Source organism: Leeuwenhoekiella sp. LLG6367-2.1 (assembly GCF_045055775.1).
In the GTDB taxonomy this organism is placed as follows: Bacteria; Bacteroidota; Bacteroidia; order Flavobacteriales; family Flavobacteriaceae; genus Leeuwenhoekiella; species Leeuwenhoekiella aequorea.
In genome coordinates, this window is the sequence record NZ_CP159331.1 from 3,160,949 (window position 1) to 3,184,308 (window position 23,360).

Here is a 23,360-nt window from a genome sequence, read left to right on the forward strand (position 1 = left end):
CTTCGTGCCCTTTTTAACTGCTTTTAAAGAAAACTATAACAAGTTTTTAATAATTTGATTGCCAACTGCTATTGTATAAATAGTACTTTTAACCACTTCAAAATAGTGTAATTCTATTGCTATTTTGAGATAATGAATTATGAAGAAGACTCCTAAACAAAAGATTTTAAAAGGCTTAAAAATTTTTGGTAAAGTACTAGTGGCAATCTTGGTTTTACTATTACTTATTATATTATTTATACGCAGTCCTTGGGGTCAAGGCATATTAGTTGAAAAGGCTATTAATTATGTGGAGGATAAAACAGGAACTGAAGTCCAAATTGAACGCCTCTTTATAACTTTTGATGGTGATATTGCTTTAGACGGTCTTTATCTTGCCGATAAAAAAGGAGACACTCTGGTTTATAGTAAGCACTTAGAAGCCGCTGTGCCATTATGGTCATTAATTACTGGTGGTCCACTAAGTATTGATGATGTCGATTGGGAAGGCGTTAGAGCAAATGTAATTAGAAGAGATTCTATTGCGGGTTTTAACTATCAATTTTTAGTAGATGCCTTTGTAACAGCAGATACTACTACGGTTTCCACACCTCAGGATACAACTGCATTTCAGCTAAATCTGGGAGATTTTAACTTTAAAGATTTTAAGGTAAATTATATTGATGATGTTTCGGGCATGGAAGCAAATTTGGCTTTATCTGAACTCGAGCTTGATATGCGTAAAACAGATATTGAAACCATGCGGTTTGAAGTAGGAAACGTTTTTTTAACCGATACAAGAATCTCCTACAAGCAGACCAAGCCATTACCTGTATCTGAAGATACAACCGAGGTACCAATGCCTTATATAAAGATTAAGCAGCTTAAATTAAATAAAGTAGTTGTTGATTATAATTCTATACCCGATGGTATACAGGCATATGCAAGCATTGGTGATTTTGAAACAAAAGTACCACAGATAGACCTTAAGAATAACATATTTGATGTTGATAAATTAGTACTCCATAATTCGAAAATTGAACTGGCTCTTAGTACAGTTACTAGCTCTGAAAAAACAGAAAAAAACACGGTAGAAACTAACTCTTTTGAGTGGCCTCCTTACCTGGTAAATGTACGTGAGATTACTCTTGTAGATAATTCGATTAAATATACATTAGATGGTGCTAGTCCCACTAATGGCACGCTCAATCCTAATGCGATTGCCCTTGAAAAAATGTCTTTAGGTTTACGAGACATAAAACTTCAAGATAAGTCAATAACTGCTGATTTATTGAACGCATCAGCAATTGAAGCTTCTGGTTTGAACCTTGAAGATCTTAATTTTACCCTTAAAGTAACCGATGAATTGATTGATGTTAACGATCTTAAATTCAAACTAAACGAAAACTATTTAGAAGGAGACTTAGAAGTAGGATATGCAAGTTTAGCTAGTTTTATTGAGACTCCCGGGAGTGCGACAATGAACCTCAATATTCCCAATATAATTGCAGATTTAAAGACCGCCTTTTTATTTCAACCAGCGCTAAAAGAAAATATTTATATTAATAAACTAAGCAATCGCAAACTAACGGGTAGTCTGGTTGCAACCGGGAAATTAGATGATCTCACCATAAAACCAACTCGTTTTAATTGGGGTAATACTACGTTTCTAAGTTTACAAGGAACAGTTTATAATGCTACACACCCTGATAAGTTATCTTATAATTTTCCTAATTACCGTATTCAAAGTATACGTTCTGATCTGAATAGATTTTTAGATGAAAAAGAATTGGGTATTCAATTCCCTGAGTTAGTTCGCCTCAGTGGATCTTTAAAGGGAAGTACAACTCGAGCAATTACAAAATCAAAATTAGAAACTACAGACGGCATTGTGGTACTAGACGGTAATGCTGCATTTGGTGAATCTATTGCTTTTGATGGTACCGTAACGGCTACTGAAATTAGATTGGGGAAAATACTTCAGAATGAAATGCTAGGCGTTCTGGATCTTAATTTAACTGCAATGGGTAGTGGTTCGACTATTAATGATCTTGATGCACAAGTGAATGCTACGGTTAATAGTCTGGATTTTAATGAGTATACATTTAAGGATCTAGCACTAGAAGGAAACTTTAATAAAGGAAAAGGAAATTTAGTTTCAGCCTATAAGGATGAAAATCTTAATATGAAGTTTGATGCAGATGTAACACTTGATTCAGTGGCCTCATCAGCAACTGTGAATCTTGATTTGATAGGAGCAGATTTGCAGGCTTTAGGTCTTGTGAATAGAAATGTAAAAGCAGCATTCACCTTAACCGGATTTTTCAAAGGTACTCCTGAAGATTATATAATCAATAGCGATATAAAGCGGGGTGTGGCTGTTTATGATGACAAAGCCTATCAATTAGGGGATTTAAGTATAGAAGCATTTGTAAAACCAGATACAACTTCGTTAGACATAAGAAATCGGGTATTACAATTGGATTTAGAATCTAATGCGAGTCCGCAAGATTTTATAGCAGCATTACAAAGACACGTTCAATCCTACCTTACAAAGGATCCTAAACTAGATACGCTCTCAAAACCCGTTTTAATGAAAATACGGGGTACTGTTCACGAATCTCCAATTTTAAGTGAGGTATTTGTTCCTAATTTAAGAGAATTAGATACGGTACAAATTGCTGTAGATTTTGATGAATATAAAAGAGCCCTTAATGCAGATATAAATTTACCCTATGTAAATTATAATGGCTACACTATAGATAGTCTGGCCTTTAAACTTATATCGAATGATAAGAACATGGATTTCGGATTTGGTCTTAAAGATTTAGTTGCAGGACCTGTAAATATTAAAAATACACGAATAGGCGGTCGCGTAACTAATAATATGATGTATCTGGACTTCCTTTCTTTAGATGAAGATGAGAAGTTGATGCATATACTCGCATTAATCACTCAAGAAGATGATAATCTTAAAATTCATATAGACGATAAAGATCTCATACTTAATCGTAATAAATGGCGTGTAAATCCCAATAACAGTATACTATTTACCGATGTGAATACTGTATTTGAAGATTTCAAATTATCCTTTGAGGATCAAATTGTAGAAGTTAGTAACAATCTACCGGGTATTTCTAAGGAACATTTAGGGGTGAATTTTAAGAACTTTAGATTATCAAGTATACTCAATCTTTTAAATCCCGATGAATCCTTGGTAAAAGGTATTCTCAATGGAGATTTTATTGTTGAAGATCCCTTTACATCTCCGGGAATGTTAGCAGATTTAAACATTAAGCAATTTGAAGTGTTGCAAACCGATATGGGAACCCTGAAAGTTTCAGGAAAATCTAAAGGTGCCGGCGGTTATGATTTTAATCTGAGTCTTAAAGAAGGTGTCGCAGATCTGGATGTTATAGGGGGTTATATTGATAGCCCTGAAGCAGCAATCATAGATCTTAACTTAGACATTAATCGCATAAATTTTAAAGCTTTTGAAAATTTCTCTCAAGGAGAACTATCTAATGCTAGTGGAATTTTAAAAGGAAATATTACAGTTACCGGTACTACGCTAGAGCCCAATTATAATGGAACAATAAATTTTGAAAATGCCAACTTCGAAATTACTAAGCTAAATGCTCCGTTTTTATTGGCAAATGAAGAACTGCGACTTGATAACAAAGGCATTTATTTCGATAACTTCAAAATTCAGGATGCAAGCTCCAATGCAATTTCAGTAAGTGGAAATGTTGGGACTGAAAGCTTTATTAATCCTACGTTTGATCTTAAGTTGAAAGCTAAAAACTTCAAAGCTTTAAATTCAACAAAAGATGACTTTGATTTAGTTTATGGTACGGTTGTTTTTGATGCTGATGCCAGCATTACCGGAGACTTAAACTTACCCATTGTCAAGCTTAATTTAACGGTTAACTCGGCGACCGATGTGACCTATGTTTTGCCTCCTTCAGAAGTGCAAATAGAATCAAAAGAGGGAGTGGTAATCTTTGTGAATAAAGAAAATCCGGATGCTATTCTAACCAATAACAAAGAAGATTCATACACTGTTTCTGGTTTTGAAATAGATGCAGATTTAAGTATCGCTAAAGGAGCTATTTTCAATCTTGTTATTGATGAGCAAACGGGAGATAACTTTCAGGTTACCGGGACGGGTGATTTTAAATACAATATGTATCCTAATGGAAGGATGACATTAAGTGGTCGTTACAACGTGAATGACGGTCATTATGAGATGAGTCTCTATAATCTTGTAAAACGTCGATTTGACCTGGCTCCAGAAAGTCGTATCACGTGGTCTGGTGATCCATTCGATGCTCAATTAGATATTAAGGCTGCTTATGAGGTTGAAACTTCAGCAAGCGGATTAATGGCTTCTGCAACCAGTGGAACAGATATAAGTACGCAATCTCAATTTAGACAAGAAGTTCCATTTCTAGTTTATATAAATATCGACGGCGAATTGATGAAGCCTATAATTAGTTTTAATCTAGATATACCTGAAGCTAGTCGCGGTGCCGTAGGAGGGCAAGTATATAGCCAGGTTCAGCAATTAAATCAGCAGGAAAACGAACTCAATAAACAGGTTTTTTCATTACTAGTTTTAAATAGATTCTTCCCTTCTTCAAGTAGCGATGGTAGTAGTGGAGGAACAGCAACAATAGCCAGAGATAACTTAAATGACGCTATTTCAGATCAATTAAATGTATTCTCAGATAAACTGCTGGGCAATACAGGGTTTGATTTGAACTTTGGGTTAGATAGTTATACAGACTATCAAGGTAGTGCACCTACAGATAGAACTACGTTAGATATAGCTGCACAGAAAAAGTTATTTGATGATCGGGTAGTGGTAAGTGTGGGTAGTGCTGTAGATCTTCAGGGAAGCGGTAATACAGAAAACGGTACTGCGCCAGTTGTAGGGAATGTAAGTATCGAATATCTACTTACTGAAGACGGTAGATACAGATTGAGAGGATACAGACGTAGCCAATATGAAAATATTATTGACGGTCAAATTGTGGTAAATGGTATTTCCTTATTATTTACACGTGAGTTTAACAAGTTTACAGAGCTTTGGAAATCATTGTTTCCGGCTAAATTAGAAGAAGAAGAGTCTGATGAATAGCGCTATAAAAATTAAAGGAAATATAAAATGGACAACTCTCGCTGTTGTAATAGGGTTTGTAACCTATAGCTGCTCGGTGGAAAAGTTTATTCCAGAAGGAGAATATTTATATACTAAAGAAACGGTTGAGCTCACACCAGATTCTATCGTTAATGATATTGATAATATTGAACTGGATTTAAAAGCTGCTTTAAGACCAGAACCTGTTTCTTCATTTCTAGGAGGATATCCGGGTTTGTATTTTCATTATAAAGGTACGCGAGAGAAACCGGGATTTATCAATAAGTTCTTGAATAAGAAATTTGGAAAAGAGCCCGTTTATGCTTCAGATATTCGAAGTTATGAGATGGAGCAAATTTTGCTCAACAGACTAGAAAACAAAGGTTTTTTCTATAGTACTGTTGCTTCAGAAATCGTAGAAGACACTATAAATAAAGAGGCTGAAGCTATTTACAAGCTCGGATTGTCAAAGCCTTATCGTCTGCAAAATTATCAATTAGATACTGATAGTTTGCTGGTTTATAAAAGCATCAAAAACGAAATAGATAAATCTATTATGAAGCCTGGAATGCGCTTTGACTTGAGCGCAATGAAGGCTGAACGTGAACGTATAAATCTTCAGCTTAAAGATGAAGGATTTTATAATTTTAATTCGGGTTTCTTGATTTTTGAATCAGATACAAATCAGTACACAAATAAAAAATTTGATCTGTATTTACGATTAAAAAAGGATGTACCAGTAAAATCGATTATTCCGTATAAAGTTGCCCAGGTGAATGTTTATCCTAATTATTCTGTAGCTCTGGATAGTACTGTAATAGATACGGTGTCTTATGCAAACAAGAACTTCTTACAAGATGAACTTTACTTTTTACCAAAACGCTTGGACCCCTTTATTTTATTAGAGGAAGGTGATTTGTATAGTCCAGATAAATCTAAGGCTACAAGTAGAAGATTAGGTTCTATAGGTGCTTACAAATTTGTGAATATTCGCTACAATGAAATAGATAATAGTGCAAAAGGAGATAGCTTAGGTTTGCTTGAAGCGAATATCTTTTTATCTCCGTTAAATAAACGCGCTATTCGAGCCGAAGTTAAGGCTGTTACCAAGTCAAATGGATTTTCTGGACCAGGATTGGGATTAACATTTGCTAACCGTAATCTATTTAATGGTGGTGAAACATTAAATATTTCACTAGATGGAAGTTATGAAATTCAGGCGGGAGGTAATACCGGCAGTTCTTCCGGTTCATCAAGCGTGCAATTGGGATTGAGTGGAGAACTCATTTTTCCACGAATGTTGTTTCCGTATAAATTCTCTAAAGATTATTTCAAATATGATATTCCGAAGACACGTATCAAATTAGGTTTAGCATACCTCAACAGATCGCAATTATTCACTTTAGGATCTGTAGAAGCGAATTTTGGATACGTATGGCAGGCAAATAAATACATTACGCACGAAATAAATCCTATAGCTATCAATTATGTCTCTTTAGCAAATACAACGCCAGAGTTTGATGCTATATTGGATGCAAACCCCTATTTACAAACCAGTTTTGACCAGCAGTTTATATCTGGTTTGACGTATTCATTTACCTACAACGGTATGGTTGATGCCGGTAAAACACATCAAATATTTTTAAATGCTAATTTTGAAACTGCCGGTAATAGTCTTAGTTTATTTTCTGGAGGCGAGCAACCGCAGAGTATTTTTGGATTAGAATATGCACAGTTTGCCCGTATAGATGGAGACTTTAGATATCACTTTAATTTTGCTGAAAATCAAACTATAGCAGCTCGTTTATTTGCCGGTGTAGGTGTACCTTATGGTAATTCTGAAGTTGTACCGTATACAAAGCAGTATTTCTCTGGCGGTCCATATAGTGTGCGCGCATTTAGAACGCGGTCTCTGGGTCCAGGAACGTATGTTGCAGGTGAAGATAATGCAGCTAATTATTATGATCAAACAGGCAATTTAAGACTAGAAGCCAATCTGGAATACCGTTTTCCGTTAATAAATATTCTTCAAGGAGCAGTATTTGTAGATGCCGGGAACATCTGGAATACTACAGATAACGAGGCGCTTGAAGGAGATACTTTTGGAAGTGATTTTATAAACCAATTGGGAATTGGTGGTGGTTTTGGGATGCGTGTTGACATACAAAGTTTTGTTATACGCTTAGATCTTGCAGCACCATTTCACGATCCAAGTCTTGAAGAAGGAAAACGATGGACTTATGATTTTTCTAATCCTATTCTGAATTTTGCAATAGGATATCCATTTTAAATAATCTAAATATTTACCATCTACGTTTTAGGATCTCTCCTAAATAGTTCGATGATATTAAATATTAGAATACAAAAAACAACCCAAATAAATCCTGCTATAAATCCACCGGCAATGTCTGAAGGATAGTGAACTCCCAGATAAATACGGCTTATACCTATGCTTAGTATTAAGAATGATAAGCCGGCAATAATACTTGATTTTGCTAGTTTACTTAAATTGAATTGAGTTACTAAATAAATAAGGAAACCATAAAAAGCCATTGCGCTCATGGCGTGACCGCTAGGATAACTTAGAGTTTCTACTGAAACCAAATGCTCAATACCTGGGCGTGCTCTATCGATAAAGCGTTTGAGCATCACATTAGATATAGATGCAACTAAAAGTACAAGAACAGTTTGTGCAACGTATTTCCAGCTTTTAAAGAAATAATAAGATACTGCAGAGGCAAGGCCTACAACAATTAGATAGCCATATAAATCACCTACGTTTGTAACAAATACAAAATATTTTGTGAGTAAGGGATTTCTATATGTAAGTATATAATCTGTAATCTGCGTATCGTATGTCGCAAGAATTTCAGACTTGAGAGTATCTGTAAGTTCTATAAATGTATTTATACAGAAAACAACAATTATCAAAGCTAGCAATACAGTTATAAAATAAGGAAGTTTGCTGTCGTACTGCTTAAATTTTGTTCTTAAAAAGACTTTTAAATTCCGTATAAATTCAATTAAAGATTGTCTCATAGTACATTATAATCCCTGGGCAGTTGCGTGTGGTTACATTTAAGGGCTCAAATTAAAGTTTTTGAAACTACTATAATCTTTCTTTTTCCTTAAATTATTGAATTTACCTTAAACCGAAGCCTATTTGCAAACTAGCGTTACTACATTATCAATCGAAATTAACTCATCTTACCACCACTTAAATTTCTTAGCAATAGACTTTCTTAGTTCGTCGAGTTTCTCAAGAGGAGCTAATAATGTTGGATTTTTATAATCAATCTTAGAGGCATTTTGATAACCGGCTTGCATTGGATAAATTAGTATGTAGCTGTTGTCTTTAAAATACCTGTTCAAGTAGGAAGGTATTTTAGACATATTCTTGTTATATGAAGGTTCATCTTTCCTGCTCAAGACGATGATTAGGTTGTCATCCTGATAAAAGTTTTTAGCCAATATTAAAAACTCATCCCAGTCGCTAAATTCTTCAAACTCACATTCCATAGATTGCTTTGCTTGTAATTGTTTAATAAACAGCAAGGTTTCTTTATTGGCGTAGAAAACCAGTTTAGCACCGGAGTTTCTGGCAATATTCCAAATTTTGATAATCCAGAATGGGAAACCCATATCTTTTTCAGAATTTTCAGGGACAATTATTAGATGTCTTTTTATCGTATTAAAAGGTTGTGCCGGTTTGTAAATGAGGGTTGTCGTATTACATTTGGTTAAAATACCCTCGGTTAAATTTCCTAGAAAAGATTCTGAAATGCCTTTGCTAATGTGTAGACCTAAAATGAGATCTGTAATTTTCTGTTCTTTTACCACACTCGTTATTCCATTAACGATGCTAGAGTCGTAACGTAATATTTCTTGTAATTTATTATCTGTAGCAGAAGCAGTAACAGTAGCTTTGTTAAGTATTTTTTGTGCGTTTTTACCTGCTGATGCATCAGTTGTAGAGTTATCTACAATGCTCAGCGCAAATAAGCCTTCTTTATTTTTTTTAGACTTTACAGTAATACCCAGATTTATTAGTTCGTCTATAGTTTCAGAATTACTTATAGGAATCAGGACTCTTTCAGTATTAATGAGCTCTTCAGAATCGGCATCAGAACTTTCAAGTAATGCAATATTTTTAGCCCCTTTTTGAGCTACAAAAGATGCTATTGTACAGGTAAATAAAATCATAAGAATTGTTCCATTAAGAACACTCTCATTTAACAAGCGTATAGGCTCTCCCGATGCATCCTCTCCAGTAATTATATTGTATCCTACAAGAACAGCTGCAAGCGTTGCCGCAGCTTGCGCATTACTTAAGCCAAAAATAAGTCGGCGCTCATCTGCAGAGAATTTAAATGTTTTCTGAGTAATCCAGGCAGCTAAAAATTTGGCAGAAGTGGCTACGATTATCATTACCGCAGCTACTTTAATGGTTTCAATATCATTAAAAAAGACCCGATAATCTATAAGCATACCGACACCTATAAGAAAGAATGGTATAAAAATAGCATTCCCTACAAACTCAATACGGTTCATTAAAGGAGACGTGTGAGGTATTAACCGGTTTAAGGCAAGACCAGAAAGAAATGCTCCTATAATAGCTTCAATACCGGCAAGCTCTGCTAGAACAGCAGCTAGAAATACCATGACTAAAACAAAGATGTATTGGGATACACTATCGTCAAATTTCTTAAAAAACCAGCGTCCTATTATGGGAAAAATAAACATAACAGTAAGACCAAACAGTATGATATAAACGCCAAGTTTAATCCAGAATTCTGCATTTACTTCTCCTGTGGTCATCCCCACAATAATTGCCAGTACAAGCAAAGCCAATGTGTCTGTAATTAAAGTTCCTCCCACAGTAATATTTACAGCCTTGTTTTTTGCAACTCCCATTTTTGAAACTAGGGGATATGCAATGAGTGTATGGGAAGCAAACATACTTGCTAATAAGATCGACGTAGGTACAGACATGTTAAGAAGGTACAAGCCCGCGAGCGTGCCTAAAATCATAGGGATCAGAAAAGTGTACATGCCAAACACAGCACTTTTTTTGCTGTTTTTCTTAAAATCTGCTAAGTCAATTTCGAGGCCTGCAAGAAACATGATATATAGTAAACCCGCCGTACCCGACAATATGATGCTACTGTCCCGTTCAATTAAATTAATTCCTTTGGGTCCTACAATGGCTCCGGCAATTATTAATCCTAATAGGTGCGGAATTTTAATCTTATTTAATAGAATAGGAGCAATTAATATAATCACCAATATTAAAAGAAATTTCAATACTGGATTTGTAAGCGGCAGGGTAAACTCGAGTAAAATCAGCATACAAAATTTAGATTTTAAGACGATTTAAGTCATCTCTGTAATTACACAATAATGCCGCAAATCTAGACTTATAATCAATGCATAATTCCTAAAAATAGAGTCACTTTTATAGCAATTAAGCGATTAAATAGTATGAGTTTATAGGGTTTAAGAATCCTTAATTTTTAGAAGTGAATAAAAAAAGGCTTTGTCCCAATTGTGACAAAGCCTTTAATATTATTTGATAAAAATGTATTAGATAACGTTAAATACAAATCCCAATAGCCAATATAGAATTGCAAATACTACTATAGTTCCAATACAGCCACAGCGACCGCCACCTATTTTTTTTGCTCCGTATCCGGCGATTAATGCTCTTAGTAAATTTTTCATTGTATTGCTTAATTAGTTGTCTTGCTAAATTAGTTTTTTCTTTCTTTTCAAATAGCTTTTAATACAGATTAACAATACTTTAAACGTCTACGCTAATTATCTGATGAGACACTTTTGTAATTTTAGTTTAGAGTGATAAGCAACAAAGTTGATTCTATATTTCATTGTTGCGGAGCTTACACAAATAAAAATAAATAAAAAATATTATGGAATATATACAAATAGGAAATACAGATATTAAAATACCACCTATAACTTTTGGTGGAAATGTTTTTGGCTGGACTGCAGATAAAAAACACTCCCTTTATCTTTTAGATGCTCTTTTTGATAAGGGTTTTAATTTTATAGATACAGCGAATGTGTATTCATATTGGGCACCAGGAAATTCTGGTGGAGAGAGTGAGGCGATTATAGGGGAGTGGCTCGATACCCGCAAAAACAGAGATAAAGTTATTATAGCCACCAAGGTGGGGAGTCCTATGGGAACAGGTGCTCCAAATCTTTCAGTTGAATATATTAATGAACAAATAGAACTGAGCTTAAAAAGATTAAAAACAGATTACATAGATATTTACTTTAGTCATAAATATGATGATAGTACTGCTCAGCGAGAAACTTTAGCGGCATATAAAAATCACATCAATGCTGGGAAAGTTAGGACTATAGGAGCATCAAACTTTCCGTTGGCGATTTTGAGAGAAGCAATAGACTTATCAAGTCAGGAAGATTTACCGCGGTATCAGGTTATTCAACCGGAATATAACCTAATGGATCGGGCGGCTTTTGAAGGAGCATATGAACGTTTCTGTATTGAAAATAACCTCAGCGTTACGAGTTATTTTACTCTGGCGAGTGGTTTTCTTACCGGAAAATATACAGGTAAAGAGGATATTGAGGGTAAAGATCGTGCTCCGTTTCTTAAAAAATATTTCAATGAGAAAGGAGAACGCGTACTTAAAGCATTAAAAGAAGTTGCGGCTAAGTACAATACCTCTGAAGCAGCAGTAACTCTGGGTTGGACAATTGCACAACCTGGAATAACCTCCCCAATAGCCAGTGCTACTAAAGAAAGTCAGTTAAAAGCATTTATCGATGCATTAAATATTGATTTTGACTCTGAAGATCTTAAGATTCTCGATGAAGCAAGTAGATAATTAAACTTAGTGACATATAATCAATAAAAAGCTGATATTAAAGAGATTATTCTAACTTATTAAATAATATATATTCAGAATTATCATATTATCTAATATTTTATTAAAATTTAACAAACCCTGTTAAGAAGTTCTTAACAGGGTTTTTATTTTACGTGTCTTAAATTGTCGCAACTAAATATTATAATATGAAATTAAAACTTTACCCTATTGCAGCCTTTACGTTTGCAATGATGACGGTAGTCTCGTGCGCAAGTACGAAACAGACTAAAAAAGGAGCGGCATCTGCTGATTCTGAAAAGTCTGAAAAATCTAAAGGAGGTTTAAAACCTTATGATAAAGTAATTACTAAAGATGCAATCTCAGATGAAGGACTATTTACAGTTCATAAAGTAGATGATGATTACTTTTATGAAATTGCAGACTCGCTTTTTGATCGCGAAATGCTTATGGTTAGCCGTATAGCAAAAACGGCCACTGGAATTGGTTTTGGTGGAGGTAAAGCCAATACTGAAGTTCTGCGTTGGGAAAAGAGAGATAAAAAAGTATTAGTTCGTGTGGTATCTCACCAGATATTTGCAGCAGATTCACTTCCTATTCATGAAGCGGTAACTAACTCAAATTTTGAGCCGGTTCTTTTCTCTTTCGATATTAAAGCTATTAGTAAAGATTCTACTAAAACGGTTATTCAAGTTAATGATCTTTATAACACAGATGTTCAGGCATTAGGTATGCCAGGATATTATAGAGAGGAATATAAAGTTTCTAATGTAGATAAAGACCGAAGCTATATTGAAAGCCTTAAAAGTTATCCTCTTAACATTGAAGCCAGACACGTAAAGACATACAATGCTAAAAATGCGCCTAGCAATGGAAGCTTAGGATCTATAACGGTAGAAATGAACAATAGTATGGTTCTTCTTCCTAAGGTGCCTATGGAAAGACGCTATTTTGATGAGCGTGTGGGATGGTTTGCACGGGGTCAAGTAGATTACGGTCTAGATGCTCAGGAAAGTAAAACTGTACGTTATTTAGATCGCTGGAGACTTGAGGTTAAACCAGAAGATGTAGCGAAATTTAATGCAGGTGAATTAGTTGAGCCTAAAAAACAAATTGTTTATTATGTAGATAGAGCAACTCCTAAACAATGGGTGCCTTACATTAAGCAAGGTATTGAAGATTGGCAAGTAGCCTTTGAAGCTGCCGGCTTTAAAAATGCAATTATTGCAAAAGATGCTCCTACTGTAGAAGAAGATCCAGAGTGGTCTCCAGAAGATGTTAGATATTCTGTAGTACGTTACCTTGCTTCACCAATTCCTAATGCAAATGGTCCTCACGTAAGTGATCCGCGTAGTGGTGAGATTTTAGAATCTGATATTAACTGGTATCACAATGTAATGACTTTATTACGTAACTGGTATTTTGTACAAACAGCTGCTATAAATCCTGATGCTAGAGGTGTAGCGTTTAAGAATGAGATCATGGGGCGTCTAATTAGATTTGTATCTTCTCATGAAGTGGGACATACTTTAGGATTGCCTCACAATATGGGTAGTAGTGTTGCTTACCCTGTAGACTCATTAAGATCTAAAAGTTTTACTGAAAAATATAGTACAGCTCCTTCAATCATGGATTATGCACGTTTTAACTATATCGCACAACCAGGTGATGAAGGTGTTTCTATGATGCCTAATATTGGTATCTATGATAAATATGCAATTAAATGGGGTTACAGACCTATTCTAGATAAAAAAGAAAATGCAGAGAAGCCTATTCTGGATCAATGGATTCTTGAACACGCAGGAGATCCTATGTATCGTTTTGGATCACAACAGCGAGAAGTAGTAGATCCTAGTTCACAAACTGAAGATCTAGGCGATGATGCTGTTAAAGCTAGTAATTATGGGATTGCTAACTTAAAACGTATTGTTCCTAATCTTATAGAATGGACTGCAGAAGATGGTAAAACTTATGAGGATTTAAGTACACTATATGGTCAGGTATTGGGACAATATAATAGATATATGGGTCACGTTTCTAATAATATAGGTGGGGTTTATGAGTATTACAAAACCTACGATCAGGAAGGTGCTGTATATATGCCGGTTCCTAAAGAGCGCCAAGCAGAAAGCGTTGCTTTTTTACAAGAGCAATTATTTACAACTCCAGAATGGATGATTGATGCAGAAATTTTAAACCGAATTGAGCATGACGGAAGCCTTGAGCGTATACGTGCTACACAAGTGCGTACATTAGAAAATGTTCTTGATTTTGGACGTATGGGTCGTATGATTGAAAACGAAACGCTTAATGGAAAAGATGCGTATACCTTGACGCAGCTTATGACAGACTTAAGAACGGGGATCTTTAGCGAACTTACCAATGGAAAGAAAATTGATACGTATCGTCGTAATTTACAGCGAGCTTATATTGAACGTTTAGATTACTTATTGACAAAAGATCAAACTGGGCGTAATGCAACTGATGTAAAAGTAAGTCAGTCAGATATTAGAGCTATTTCCAGAGCAGAATTAAATACTCTAAAGCGTCTTGTTGCAACTGCTGCGACACGTACAGGAGATACACTTAGTCGTTACCACTTACAAGATTTAAAGGAGCGTATCGATTTAATTCTAGATCCAAGATCTTAATAACAACCGAATTAACAACTAAAAAGACCGGCAAATGCCGGTCTTTTTTTATTTAAAATATTTTTTTATTGTAGTCGTGTAATATCTTCTAATTGCTGTAGATCTTCAATAGTTCTGTAAATTTTAGATAGCTGATTGTTGATTACTGTTCGCAAATGCTGAGGAAAATCGTGTTCTTTTAAAACCGTTTCATACTCATTTGCACTATTTTTTTCACCTCTAAGACATTCTTCTAATATGGAGGTGGCATCTTCTTTATGTAACGAGCTTTTAAAATCGATCCAGATACGATGAACTTGAGCAGCTGGACTACCGTGTTCTTTAGGAGTTTCATTTAGATTATGTAACTCAGTATGAAGTTCAGTAGCAAAATTACTACGTTTTGCCGCTTGGCGCTGCATAAACCCCTTTAATGCCGGGTGTTCGATTTCTTGCATTGCTCTTATAAATCCCTTTTCGGCATCATAATTTTTTATTAGTAAACTCTGCAAACTTTCTGTGAGTTCCTCATGAATTTGCTGCTTGTCTGAATTCATTTTATTTAATTTTAAAGGTGTAATCTGTATGATTACAAATATTATAGTATGTAGTATTTACAAAGTTACCCAACACCCAAGTATCTACTGCCAGTTTTACAATAGGTTAACAATTTTTTGAGCTAATAAATTACATATCTATATGAAGGTTTCAGAATTTAGGAGTATTTATTAAAGCAATTAAAATAGGTTTTGAACTACCTAATGGAAAACTCATACCAGCTCATTATAATATAGCAAAGCTTCTAATTCGAAAAGACACCTATATTGACAAGGACAGAAAATTAAATAATCGGGAATATGTGATTCTTAATTTTAAAAATTTAGACAGGTATAACCACCGGTTAAATCCTAATAAAATTTTGGAGTTGATGGAAAAATACGAAGAGATACTACCAATTTCTGAATTTGATATAGAAGTCGCTTATTTTGAGGAATGTGTTAAAATGTATCATTTAGAAATTGGCGCCAAGTATTTAAATTTGATAAATACAGTTCTTGATTACCAAATACAAACTACTAATCAATATAAAATTAATACCCCATTAATTGATGCTGCAGCAGATCCTAGCTTGCCTGGAAGTGGATGTTGCTGAAAATGCTGCGACTTTAGTGCATATTATTATTTTCTGAATAAATTATAATTTCAACAACTTTTTTAGAATAGAGGTGATGGTATATTTGCTATTTAAAATAGTATATGACAAAGAACGATCCTTACGCGGCGCTACGCTACAAAGAATTTAATATTTTTCTACTCGTTCGTTTTGCAATGGTTTTTGCTTGGTCAATGCAATTTGTAGTAATTGAGTGGGAAGTTTATAGTATAACCAAAAATCCGTTGTCATTAGGAATTATAGGCTTAATGGAAGTTATACCTGCAGTTTCACTTGCCCTTTTTGCTGGTCACATTGTAGATCAAAACGAAAAAAGAAATTTATTATTTAAATGTTTATTTGGTTTCTCTGTTATAAGTATTGGACTATTTCTGCTTACCTGGCCGGAGGTTACTACTAACATCTCTACAAAAGTTACACTATATAGTATATACTTTCTGGTATTTCTTGGCGGAATTGTACGTGCTTTTTTAGGTCCTACGATATTTTCACTTTTTTCTTTAGTGGTTCCTAAAAAAGTGTATCCTAATGCGGCTACCTGGAGTAGTTCTGTCTGGCAAATGGGTGCAGTATTAGGACCAGCACTCGCAGGTTTTGCAATCAACTGGATTGGAGTTCACTGGTCGATGTGTCTAATTTTTGGTTTTTCACTTTTTGCCATAATTAGCTTATCTCAAATAGAAAGAAAACCTATTTTAAATCCCAAAATAGGAGAGCCTATTTTAACGAGTTTAAAAGAAGGTATTCATTTTGTGCGGAACAGCAAGGCCGTTCTAGGCGCATTAAGTTTAGATATGATTGCTGTATTATTTGGTGGAGCTGTTGCTTTGTTACCTATTTATGCTCAAGACATTCTAAAGGTTGGTCCAGAAGGTTTTGGGATTTTACGCGCCGCGCCGGCTGTAGGAGCACTTATTACCATGTTCACATCAGCATATTTTCCGCTTTATAGAAAGGCGGGGCTCAAATTATTAGCTGCAATCTTCGGCTTTGGGATTTGTATAATTGTATTTGGATTATCAACAACCTTCTGGCTATCTGTAGCGGCTTTGTTCTTAAGTGGAGTAACCGATGGAATTTCGATGGTAATAAGACAAACCATTCTTCAATTGAGAACACCAGATTCTATGCGCGGTCGAGTAGCATCTGTAAACTCAATGTTTGTAGGTAGTTCTAATGAATTAGGAGCTTTTGAAAGCGGACTTACAGCCAAGTTGATGGGAACGGTTACTGCGGTGGTTTTTGGAGGAAGTATGACGCTTATCACAGTAGTTCTTACAGGAATTATTTCTCCAAAATTCAGAAAATTGGATTTGCGTAAAGATTTGGAAGAGCATAATGCAGATAATTCTTAGAATCCTGGTGGTTTAGCTAAAATTCCAGTGGTTTTTTTCTTTACATCGAAAGAGCTATAACCCGCAACTTCTTTAGCTAGAAATCCTTTTCTAAATATTATGAGATTCATATGTAAGTCGATAGTAGTTACAGCGTTTGCCGAAGTTCTAAAAATTCCTTTATTGTTTATGAAACATTTTATATACCACTTCTTGTCGGTGGTATTTTTATACGCATACACCTGATAACCCTCTACTGTATTTGTAGCCCCATTACTAGCTGTAATCACACTAGTAGATCCAGTACCGTGTTCCACGAAATAATAGCCTTGAACGGTAACAATATAGTCGTCTGTACTTATTTTAGTATTATAATCTGATATCCCAAATCGTGAAGTATTATTAAAAACTAATTCAGCATAATTAATAGGTCCATATTTACTTATTGCGATATCATACTGCACAATTGACTCATCGGTTTTTTCAATAATTAACTTAGAGCCGCGTATTTGGTTAGAATTTCCAGGATTTTCTAAAAATAATTTTTCATCGATTATGGTGGTGCCATTAACATCGAGCATTGCCGTTGGATCTTTAATATTAATACCTATTTGTGCTATTACTTTAAACGGATTTGCAAGCACTATAAATAGGAGGAATAAGGAAAATTTGTACATCTAGTATAAGTCTGGAATTATTGAAGCTGTGCCGGTATTTTTACCGTTAAGATCTGTACGGATTATAGGTAACTTACGATAGAAAGAAGTGTCATAAACAATTAAAGTAAATTCATAAGAAACAGCATTAGATTCTAAAGTTGTATTTAGATATCTATTCTGAATTTCAAGATGCCAGGTGTTGTTACTTTCAAAAACACGTACAACGAAAGCACCTATTGAGGAGAGGTTATCATTTATTGCAGTTTTAATAACCGGAGCTCCTATATATCTAAAATCTGCAATACCTACTATATACTTATCTGTCTCAAAACTTAAGTCAAAATCTACTAAATTATCGTAGCTCAAATTTTTAAATTGATATTTAAAAACATTAATAGGAGCTACCGTAAGTTCGTCCACATTTAATCGCGTTATTTCACCTGTTATGGGAGTTGAATTAGTTTTACGAGTAAGTAGCTTAAAATCTTCATCTTTATTTGTTACCGTTGGTAATACGTTAGTTTTAAAATTTTCTTGAACCGCTACAGAACCAGCAACATGCAAATCAGCAAGCGGATTTGTTGTGCCAATACCCACTTGTGCAAACGCATTGCTAAATGTAAAAAGCAGTATATATAAGATCCACTTTTTCATATTTAATTTATAAAAGGATTAGCAGCGGTTTGTGCAGTTCCACCATCCATAGAAATGTCTATTTTGCCAAATTGTTTTGAAAGATCATTAGAGTAAATTAGAGTTGTAACCGTCCACGTTCCTTTTTCTGCAGAATTTCTATTATTAGCAGCTGGAAAATCTGCTTTGATGTGCCAAGTATCATTTTGTATAAATGCCGAATAATACGGAATTGTTGAATCTCTATTAAGGTCAAGTTCACGGTCATAGGAGGCAGAGATCGCATTTAAAACAAAATCTGTAGCATTTACTTTAGTATCAAAATCAAGAACCCAATCTTCGTTGGGATTGTATATTTCGTATACTTGAATATATCCCAATGCTGCACCAGTAGGATTACTTACATCTAGTGATTTAATTCTTGCGTTACCTTCCTGAACAAGGAAAGTAGAAGTATCATCATCTTTTAAATTATCTATCACTCCAATGCTTACTCCAGAGCGAAGAAGAGCATCACCAGCAACTTCTAGCTTCATTCTTGGATCTGTAGTTCCTATACCTACAGCAGTATTTTGTGAAAATAATGAAGAAGATGTAGTTAAGAATACAACAAGGAAACAACAATAAATTTTAAGATTCATGATACGGAGAAGTATTAATAAGTTAAAAGTATGTAAATATACTTTAATCTGCTAATAGTAAGTTAAAAATTAAGTACAAGTAAGAAAAGTATTACTTACTTGTTAATGCCTAAAAAATTTTAATCCTAATTCTTTGTGAAGCTCTCATTATATCTAAAATAAATTAGTTCTGTTATTACTTTCCGTGTCTTATATATTATAATAAATGAGTAATATTTTGTATCTTTACCGAAGTTTAGATTTATTAGCACTCTGCTAAGAAGATCGTGACTACGACAGATATAATCCGGGTAATTTGAGTTACCGTTCTTCATATCGTACGTGTCATTACCTCACAAATTTATCTAAACGAGTATTTATTCACCTAAAACAGATAATGGCTAAATCACAACAGACTTATAGCAAGACAGAAAGAGAAAAGAAACGTATTAAAAAGCGTGAAGAAAAATTAAAACGTAAAGAAGAGCGTAAAGCAAATTCTGTAGGCGGAAATTTTGAAGATATGATTGCTTATGTAGATCATAACGGTAATCTAACAGATACTCCTCCAGATCCTTCATTACGTGTAGAAGTAGATATAGAAGATATACAAATTAGTGTACCTAAAACTACTGAAGAAGACAAAATTGCAGCTGAAGAGGCTAAATTTAGAAAAGGTAAAGTATCCTTTTTTGATCACTCAAAAGGTTTCGGTTTTATTATTGACACAGAAAATCAAGAGAAATACTTTGTTCACGTTAGCGGTATCCTAGAAGGAGAGCTTAATGAAAATGACAAAGTTGCTTATGAATTAGAACGTGGTCAAAAAGGTATGAATGCTGTAAGAGTTACTAAGATTTAATTACCACCAGGTTACAAAGTGACGAGTTACTAAAGTACTATTGTAATCTTTAACCCAAAACATATATGAGCGCTGTTCTTCTAGAGCAGCGCTCATTTTTTTGTAAAAATCTTTGTAATAAAGTGTTATTTCATTTTCATCAGGCATTCGTACCCAATCGTTTTTGACAGGAATATAGAATCTTAAAGATTCAATGTCCAGTAGGTTGAGTTCATCTATTAAATAATAGGTGCCCGCAATACATTCTCTAAAACTTTCAGTCTCTGGAGTGTTAGTAAAATTAATAGGTAGATAAATCTGAGCTTTAAAGCAGAGTTGCTGTTTGATTTCCTTAAATTCTCCAATAACTTCTTCTAAAATTAATTTTGAATAGCTTTTTAGAGCAATTGGAAATTGTTGTTGTTTTAACTTATCAAGTTTATAGGTTAGTTGATCTTTTGCATTGGGACCAATAAGTTTATCCCACCAGAATCCTGAAATTTCCGGTCTATATAAATAAAATTTATAAACCATTTCTAGATGTACGATAGCCAGAGATTCTTTTTCTTTTAAAATAAAATCTAACTCACCCAGCGTTGTTTTATCTTTTATGAGTTGCAGATTCTTTGCTAGTATGTTATAGCTACTGTGTATTAAGACGTCTTCCATAAACACTTCCATTCGCTGACCTAACCTAATATTTTCAGGCATTACAAAATCTTGAGAAAGAGTTTCGTTAACAGGTTCTAGACTGAAACTGGAATAGGGTAGAAGTGCCTCATTAAAATGAAGTTGTCCTGTTTTTAAAAAACCGGTAAATTGCTCTTGAAGTATCTTAGTTTCTTTAATCAATCAAATAGGTCTGATGAAAGATAACGGTCTCCACGGTCACATATTATTGATACGACAATACCTTCTTCTAGTTGCTCACATAGGCGTAAAGCAGCTACAGTAGCTCCGCCGCTACTCATACCACTAAAGATCCCTTCCTCTTTTGCCAGACGTTTTGCCATTAGACGCGCATCGGTTTCACTTACTTCTAAAACCTGATCAACTTTTGAGGCGTCAAATATTTTTGGAAGATATTCTTTAGGCCATTTGCGTATTCCGGGGATGCTAGATTCATCGGTAGGTTGTACACCTATAATTTGAATAGCAGCGTTTTGTTCTTTTAGGTAGGTAGATGTTCCCATTATAGTCCCTGTAGTTCCCATAGAGGAGACAAAATGAGTTACTTGACCATTTGTATCGTGGTATATTTCGGGGCCCGTAGTTTTATAATGTGCTTTCCAATTATCGTCATTTGAAAACTGATTAAACATATAATACCCTTCATTTTTAACCTTATCTTCAGCTAAATCTCGTGCACCTTCTATTCCTATTTCTTTGGGTGTTAATATTACAGTAGCCCCATATGCACGCATAGTTTGTACCCGCTCTGCTGTTGCATTTTCAGGCATAACTATTTCAAGATTTAAGCCATATATAGATGCAATCATTGCCAGTGCAATACCAGTATTTCCACTGGTAGCTTCTATTAATTTTGAGTCTTTGGATATCTCCCCACGTTCAAGAGCACTGGTAATCATATTATATGCAGCTCTATCTTTTACACTACCGCCGGGATTTTGACCCTCTAATTTAAATAGTAGTTTTACTTTAGGATTAGTTTGTAAAACACGAGATTCTACAAGAGGAGTATTGCCTATAAGACGTTCTATGGAATAATTCATAATCTTTAATTAGAATATAAAATTCTATTTTTTTTCAAGTTCGCGAATTAGAATTTCTGGCTTGTGAGAAACCAGAGAAAAGGGAGGTACAGATTTTGTTAACCAAACATTTCCTCCTATTAAACTGTGTTCACCTATAACCGTATCACCACCTAAAATCGTTGCATTGGCATAGATTGTCACGTGATTTTCAATTGTAGGATGTCGCTTTGTGGCTTGTAATTCTTTAGATACACTAAGTGCACCTAGAGTAACACCCTGATAAAGTTTTACGTGATCCTTAATTAAAGCGGTTTCACCTATAACAATACCAGTAGCATGATCCATAAAAAAATGTTCCCCAATTGTTGCTCCCGGATTAATATCTACTCCGGTGACGTGGTGTGCATATTCTGTCATAAGACGCGGCACAATAGGAAATCCTTTTTTATAAAGTGCATTACTTAGTCTGTAAATTGCAATGGCATAAAAACCTGGATAAGCTAAATAAACCTCCTCGATTGTTTCTGCTGCCGGGTCATTTTCATAAATAGCTTTTGCATCTAAATTAAGTTTGCGCAATATTTCAGGAAGGTCACTAACGTATTCATCCCATACCTTACTGCATTTTTTATCAAGTTCCCAGCAGGCTAATTCTACCAGGTCCTCAAAAAGTCGCTCCAAACGGTCTAAATCTTCATCTAGATCATTAGGGAAATTAAAAAGGGTTGCAAATAATTCTCTCGTAAAGCACTGTGCATCATCCTTTAATTTAAAATTAAGGTTTGCATTTTGCTTGTGCGAGCGTATTTGATTTACAATTTCTTTCTTATTTATCATTACTTCTGTATTACAGCCAAATTTAAAGAATAGAACGGGCACATATGCAATAGCCGCCTAGAATTTCACAAACTCATTAAAGAAAAATAGCTTTCTGTATAAAGTATTATTTTTGCAACATGTTTAATAAAGAATACTACTACTTACTCAAAATTCAATATTTAGGGTTTAGATATCACGGATGGCAAAAGCAGCCAGATCTGTTAACTATACAACGTATGATGCAACGCACCTTACGATATGTATTGAGTCGCAACAATTTTAAATTCATTGCAGCCGGTCGTACCGATTCTAAGGTTTCTGTAAATGAAACCTATGTAGAGCTTATTTTAAAAGAAGCGCCATTAAACTTAGAAACCTTTATGACTGAGTTTAATGAGAATCTTCCGCAGGACATTAAGTTACTGGATATTGAGAAAAAAGATCAGGGCGTAAACATTATACAAGCTCCAAAACTGAAAGAATATATTTATCTATTTTCATTTGGTTCAAAAAATCATCCCTTTTGTGCTCCGTTTATGATTAATCTAAAAGGAACATTAGATATTTCCCTTATGCAGCAAGGGGTAGCACTGATGGAAGGTGAACACGATTACAGAAATTATGCCTATAAATCTACTCCAGAGACGCAAACTGTAATGACTATTGAATCTGCTTCTATTGAAAAAAACACATTATATACTGCCAATTTCTTTCCGGAAACTTCTTATATATTTAGAGTAACGGGAGCGGGTTTTAAAAGGCATCAGGTGCGTTTGATGATGGGAGCCTTATTTGATTTAGGAAGTGGAAAAATGAGTTTATTGGATTTTGAAAAAAGCCTAGATGGGAAAATTCCGTTTACGCTAACTCATATAGCACAAGCATCTGGTCTAATATTACAGCGGGTAACGCTAGACTAGAGAACTTTACTTAATTTA

17 protein-coding genes are annotated in these 23,360 nt (G+C 34.6%); 8 read left to right on the forward strand and 9 right to left on the reverse strand.

The window, feature by feature from the left end:
* Positions 1-139 precede the first annotated feature (139 nt).
* On the forward strand, positions 140-5,122 hold the full coding sequence (locus ABVM53_RS14075) for a translocation/assembly module TamB domain-containing protein (protein ID WP_405327273.1): 4,983 nt from the start codon (positions 140-142) through the stop codon (positions 5,120-5,122).
* Positions 5,115-7,412, forward strand: a complete 2,298-nt coding sequence (locus tag ABVM53_RS14080; protein ID WP_405327276.1) for a BamA/TamA family outer membrane protein — start codon at positions 5,115-5,117, stop codon at positions 7,410-7,412. Before ABVM53_RS14075 ends, ABVM53_RS14080 begins: the two co-directional genes overlap by 8 nt.
* A gap of 20 nt (positions 7,413-7,432) precedes the next feature.
* Here ABVM53_RS14080 and ABVM53_RS14085 read toward each other — a convergent pair whose 3' ends face one another.
* Entirely contained in the window at positions 7,433-8,161 is a 729-nt protein-coding gene (locus ABVM53_RS14085) for a phosphatase PAP2 family protein (protein ID WP_405327279.1), read from the reverse strand.
* A gap of 168 nt (positions 8,162-8,329) precedes the next feature.
* Positions 8,330-10,471: a cation:proton antiporter gene (locus ABVM53_RS14090; RefSeq protein ID WP_405327282.1), complete on the reverse strand. Its 2,142-nt coding sequence runs from the start codon at positions 10,469-10,471 to the stop codon at positions 8,330-8,332.
* Positions 10,472-11,049: 578 nt separating this feature from the next.
* Here ABVM53_RS14090 and ABVM53_RS14095 point away from each other — a divergent pair.
* Together ABVM53_RS14095 and ABVM53_RS14100 are read left to right on the forward strand one after the other, a co-directional pair.
* Positions 11,050-11,997, forward strand: a complete 948-nt coding sequence (locus ABVM53_RS14095; RefSeq protein ID WP_405327285.1) for an aldo/keto reductase — start codon at positions 11,050-11,052, stop codon at positions 11,995-11,997.
* A 188-nt stretch (positions 11,998-12,185) separates the two neighbouring features.
* A complete protein-coding gene (locus ABVM53_RS14100) occupies positions 12,186-14,648 on the forward strand; it encodes a zinc-dependent metalloprotease (RefSeq protein WP_405327288.1) in 2,463 nt (820 codons plus the stop codon).
* A gap of 65 nt (positions 14,649-14,713) precedes the next feature.
* Here the strand turns inward: ABVM53_RS14100 and ABVM53_RS14105 are convergent, their stop codons facing one another.
* Complete coding sequence (locus tag ABVM53_RS14105; RefSeq protein ID WP_371456494.1) at positions 14,714-15,184, reverse strand: PA2169 family four-helix-bundle protein; 471 nt, start codon at positions 15,182-15,184, stop codon at positions 14,714-14,716.
* A gap of 215 nt (positions 15,185-15,399) precedes the next feature.
* On the opposite strand from ABVM53_RS14105, the gene ABVM53_RS14110 reads away from it, so the two are divergent.
* Together ABVM53_RS14110 and ABVM53_RS14115 are read left to right on the forward strand one after the other, a co-directional pair.
* Positions 15,400-15,780, forward strand: a complete 381-nt coding sequence (locus ABVM53_RS14110) for a DUF6428 family protein (RefSeq protein WP_405330874.1) — start codon at positions 15,400-15,402, stop codon at positions 15,778-15,780.
* A 104-nt stretch (positions 15,781-15,884) separates the two neighbouring features.
* Positions 15,885-17,156, forward strand: coding sequence for an MFS transporter (locus tag ABVM53_RS14115; protein ID WP_405327292.1), 1,272 nt, complete (start codon positions 15,885-15,887; stop codon positions 17,154-17,156).
* On the opposite strand, the gene ABVM53_RS14120 is transcribed toward ABVM53_RS14115, so the two are convergent.
* The 3 genes from ABVM53_RS14120 to ABVM53_RS14130 are packed head-to-tail and all read right to left on the reverse strand — an operon-like array spanning position 17,153 to position 19,068.
* Positions 17,153-17,812 (reverse strand): hypothetical protein, encoded by a 660-nt coding sequence (locus tag ABVM53_RS14120; protein ID WP_405327295.1) that lies wholly within the window; start codon positions 17,810-17,812, stop codon positions 17,153-17,155. The two genes, ABVM53_RS14115 and ABVM53_RS14120, sit on opposite strands and share 4 nt — an antisense overlap.
* On the reverse strand, positions 17,813-18,448 hold the full coding sequence (locus ABVM53_RS14125; RefSeq protein ID WP_405327298.1) for a hypothetical protein: 636 nt from the start codon (positions 18,446-18,448) through the stop codon (positions 17,813-17,815).
* 2 nt (positions 18,449-18,450) lie between these two features.
* Entirely contained in the window at positions 18,451-19,068 is a 618-nt protein-coding gene (locus ABVM53_RS14130; RefSeq protein WP_405327300.1) for a hypothetical protein, read from the reverse strand.
* A gap of 376 nt (positions 19,069-19,444) precedes the next feature.
* On the opposite strand from ABVM53_RS14130, the gene ABVM53_RS14135 reads away from it, so the two are divergent.
* Positions 19,445-19,909: a cold-shock protein gene (locus ABVM53_RS14135; protein ID WP_128757021.1), complete on the forward strand. Its 465-nt coding sequence runs from the start codon at positions 19,445-19,447 to the stop codon at positions 19,907-19,909.
* Here ABVM53_RS14135 and ABVM53_RS14140 read toward each other — a convergent pair whose 3' ends face one another.
* Genes ABVM53_RS14140 through epsC form a run of 3 tightly spaced genes read right to left on the reverse strand, consistent with a single transcriptional unit; the run spans position 19,910 to position 22,440 of the window.
* Positions 19,910-20,740 carry a DUF1853 family protein gene (locus ABVM53_RS14140; protein ID WP_405327304.1) on the reverse strand — a complete coding sequence of 277 codons (831 nt, stop codon included), beginning with the start codon at positions 20,738-20,740 and terminating at the stop codon, positions 19,910-19,912.
* Entirely contained in the window at positions 20,737-21,621 is an 885-nt protein-coding gene (cysM, locus tag ABVM53_RS14145) for a cysteine synthase CysM (RefSeq protein WP_128757019.1), read from the reverse strand. The genes ABVM53_RS14140 and cysM overlap by 4 nt, the downstream gene beginning before the upstream one ends.
* Before the next feature lie 24 nt (positions 21,622-21,645).
* Entirely contained in the window at positions 21,646-22,440 is a 795-nt protein-coding gene (epsC, locus tag ABVM53_RS14150) for a serine O-acetyltransferase EpsC (RefSeq protein WP_405327307.1), read from the reverse strand.
* Between the two features lie 119 nt (positions 22,441-22,559).
* Between epsC and ABVM53_RS14155 the strand changes: the two genes are divergently transcribed.
* Positions 22,560-23,342: a tRNA pseudouridine(38-40) synthase TruA gene (locus tag ABVM53_RS14155; protein WP_405327310.1), complete on the forward strand. Its 783-nt coding sequence runs from the start codon at positions 22,560-22,562 to the stop codon at positions 23,340-23,342.
* Positions 23,343-23,360: the final 18 nt, after the last annotated feature.

Excerpts from the sequence above, each read along its gene's own strand:
- epsC (WP_405327307.1), bottom strand. The coding sequence starts at position 22,440 with ATGATAAATAAGAAAGAAATTGTAAATCAAATACGCTCGCACAAGCAA.
- cysM (WP_128757019.1), bottom strand. The coding sequence starts at position 21,621 with ATGAATTATTCCATAGAACGTCTTATAGGCAATACTCCTCTTGTAGAA.
- ABVM53_RS14135 (WP_128757021.1), top strand. The coding sequence starts at position 19,445 with ATGGCTAAATCACAACAGACTTATAGCAAGACAGAAAGAGAAAAGAAA.
- ABVM53_RS14115 (WP_405327292.1), top strand. The coding sequence starts at position 15,885 with ATGACAAAGAACGATCCTTACGCGGCGCTACGCTACAAAGAATTTAAT.
- ABVM53_RS14125 (WP_405327298.1), bottom strand. The coding sequence starts at position 18,448 with ATGAAAAAGTGGATCTTATATATACTGCTTTTTACATTTAGCAATGCG.
- ABVM53_RS14085 (WP_405327279.1), bottom strand. The coding sequence starts at position 8,161 with ATGAGACAATCTTTAATTGAATTTATACGGAATTTAAAAGTCTTTTTA.
- ABVM53_RS14155 (WP_405327310.1), top strand. The coding sequence starts at position 22,560 with ATGTTTAATAAAGAATACTACTACTTACTCAAAATTCAATATTTAGGG.
- ABVM53_RS14090 (WP_405327282.1), bottom strand. The coding sequence starts at position 10,471 with ATGCTGATTTTACTCGAGTTTACCCTGCCGCTTACAAATCCAGTATTG.
- ABVM53_RS14100 (WP_405327288.1), top strand. The coding sequence starts at position 12,186 with ATGAAATTAAAACTTTACCCTATTGCAGCCTTTACGTTTGCAATGATG.
- ABVM53_RS14095 (WP_405327285.1), top strand. The coding sequence starts at position 11,050 with ATGGAATATATACAAATAGGAAATACAGATATTAAAATACCACCTATA.
- ABVM53_RS14080 (WP_405327276.1), top strand. The coding sequence starts at position 5,115 with ATGAATAGCGCTATAAAAATTAAAGGAAATATAAAATGGACAACTCTC.
- ABVM53_RS14120 (WP_405327295.1), bottom strand. The coding sequence starts at position 17,812 with ATGTACAAATTTTCCTTATTCCTCCTATTTATAGTGCTTGCAAATCCG.
- ABVM53_RS14130 (WP_405327300.1), bottom strand. The coding sequence starts at position 19,068 with ATGAATCTTAAAATTTATTGTTGTTTCCTTGTTGTATTCTTAACTACA.
- ABVM53_RS14105 (WP_371456494.1), bottom strand. The coding sequence starts at position 15,184 with ATGAATTCAGACAAGCAGCAAATTCATGAGGAACTCACAGAAAGTTTG.
- ABVM53_RS14075 (WP_405327273.1), top strand. The coding sequence starts at position 140 with ATGAAGAAGACTCCTAAACAAAAGATTTTAAAAGGCTTAAAAATTTTT.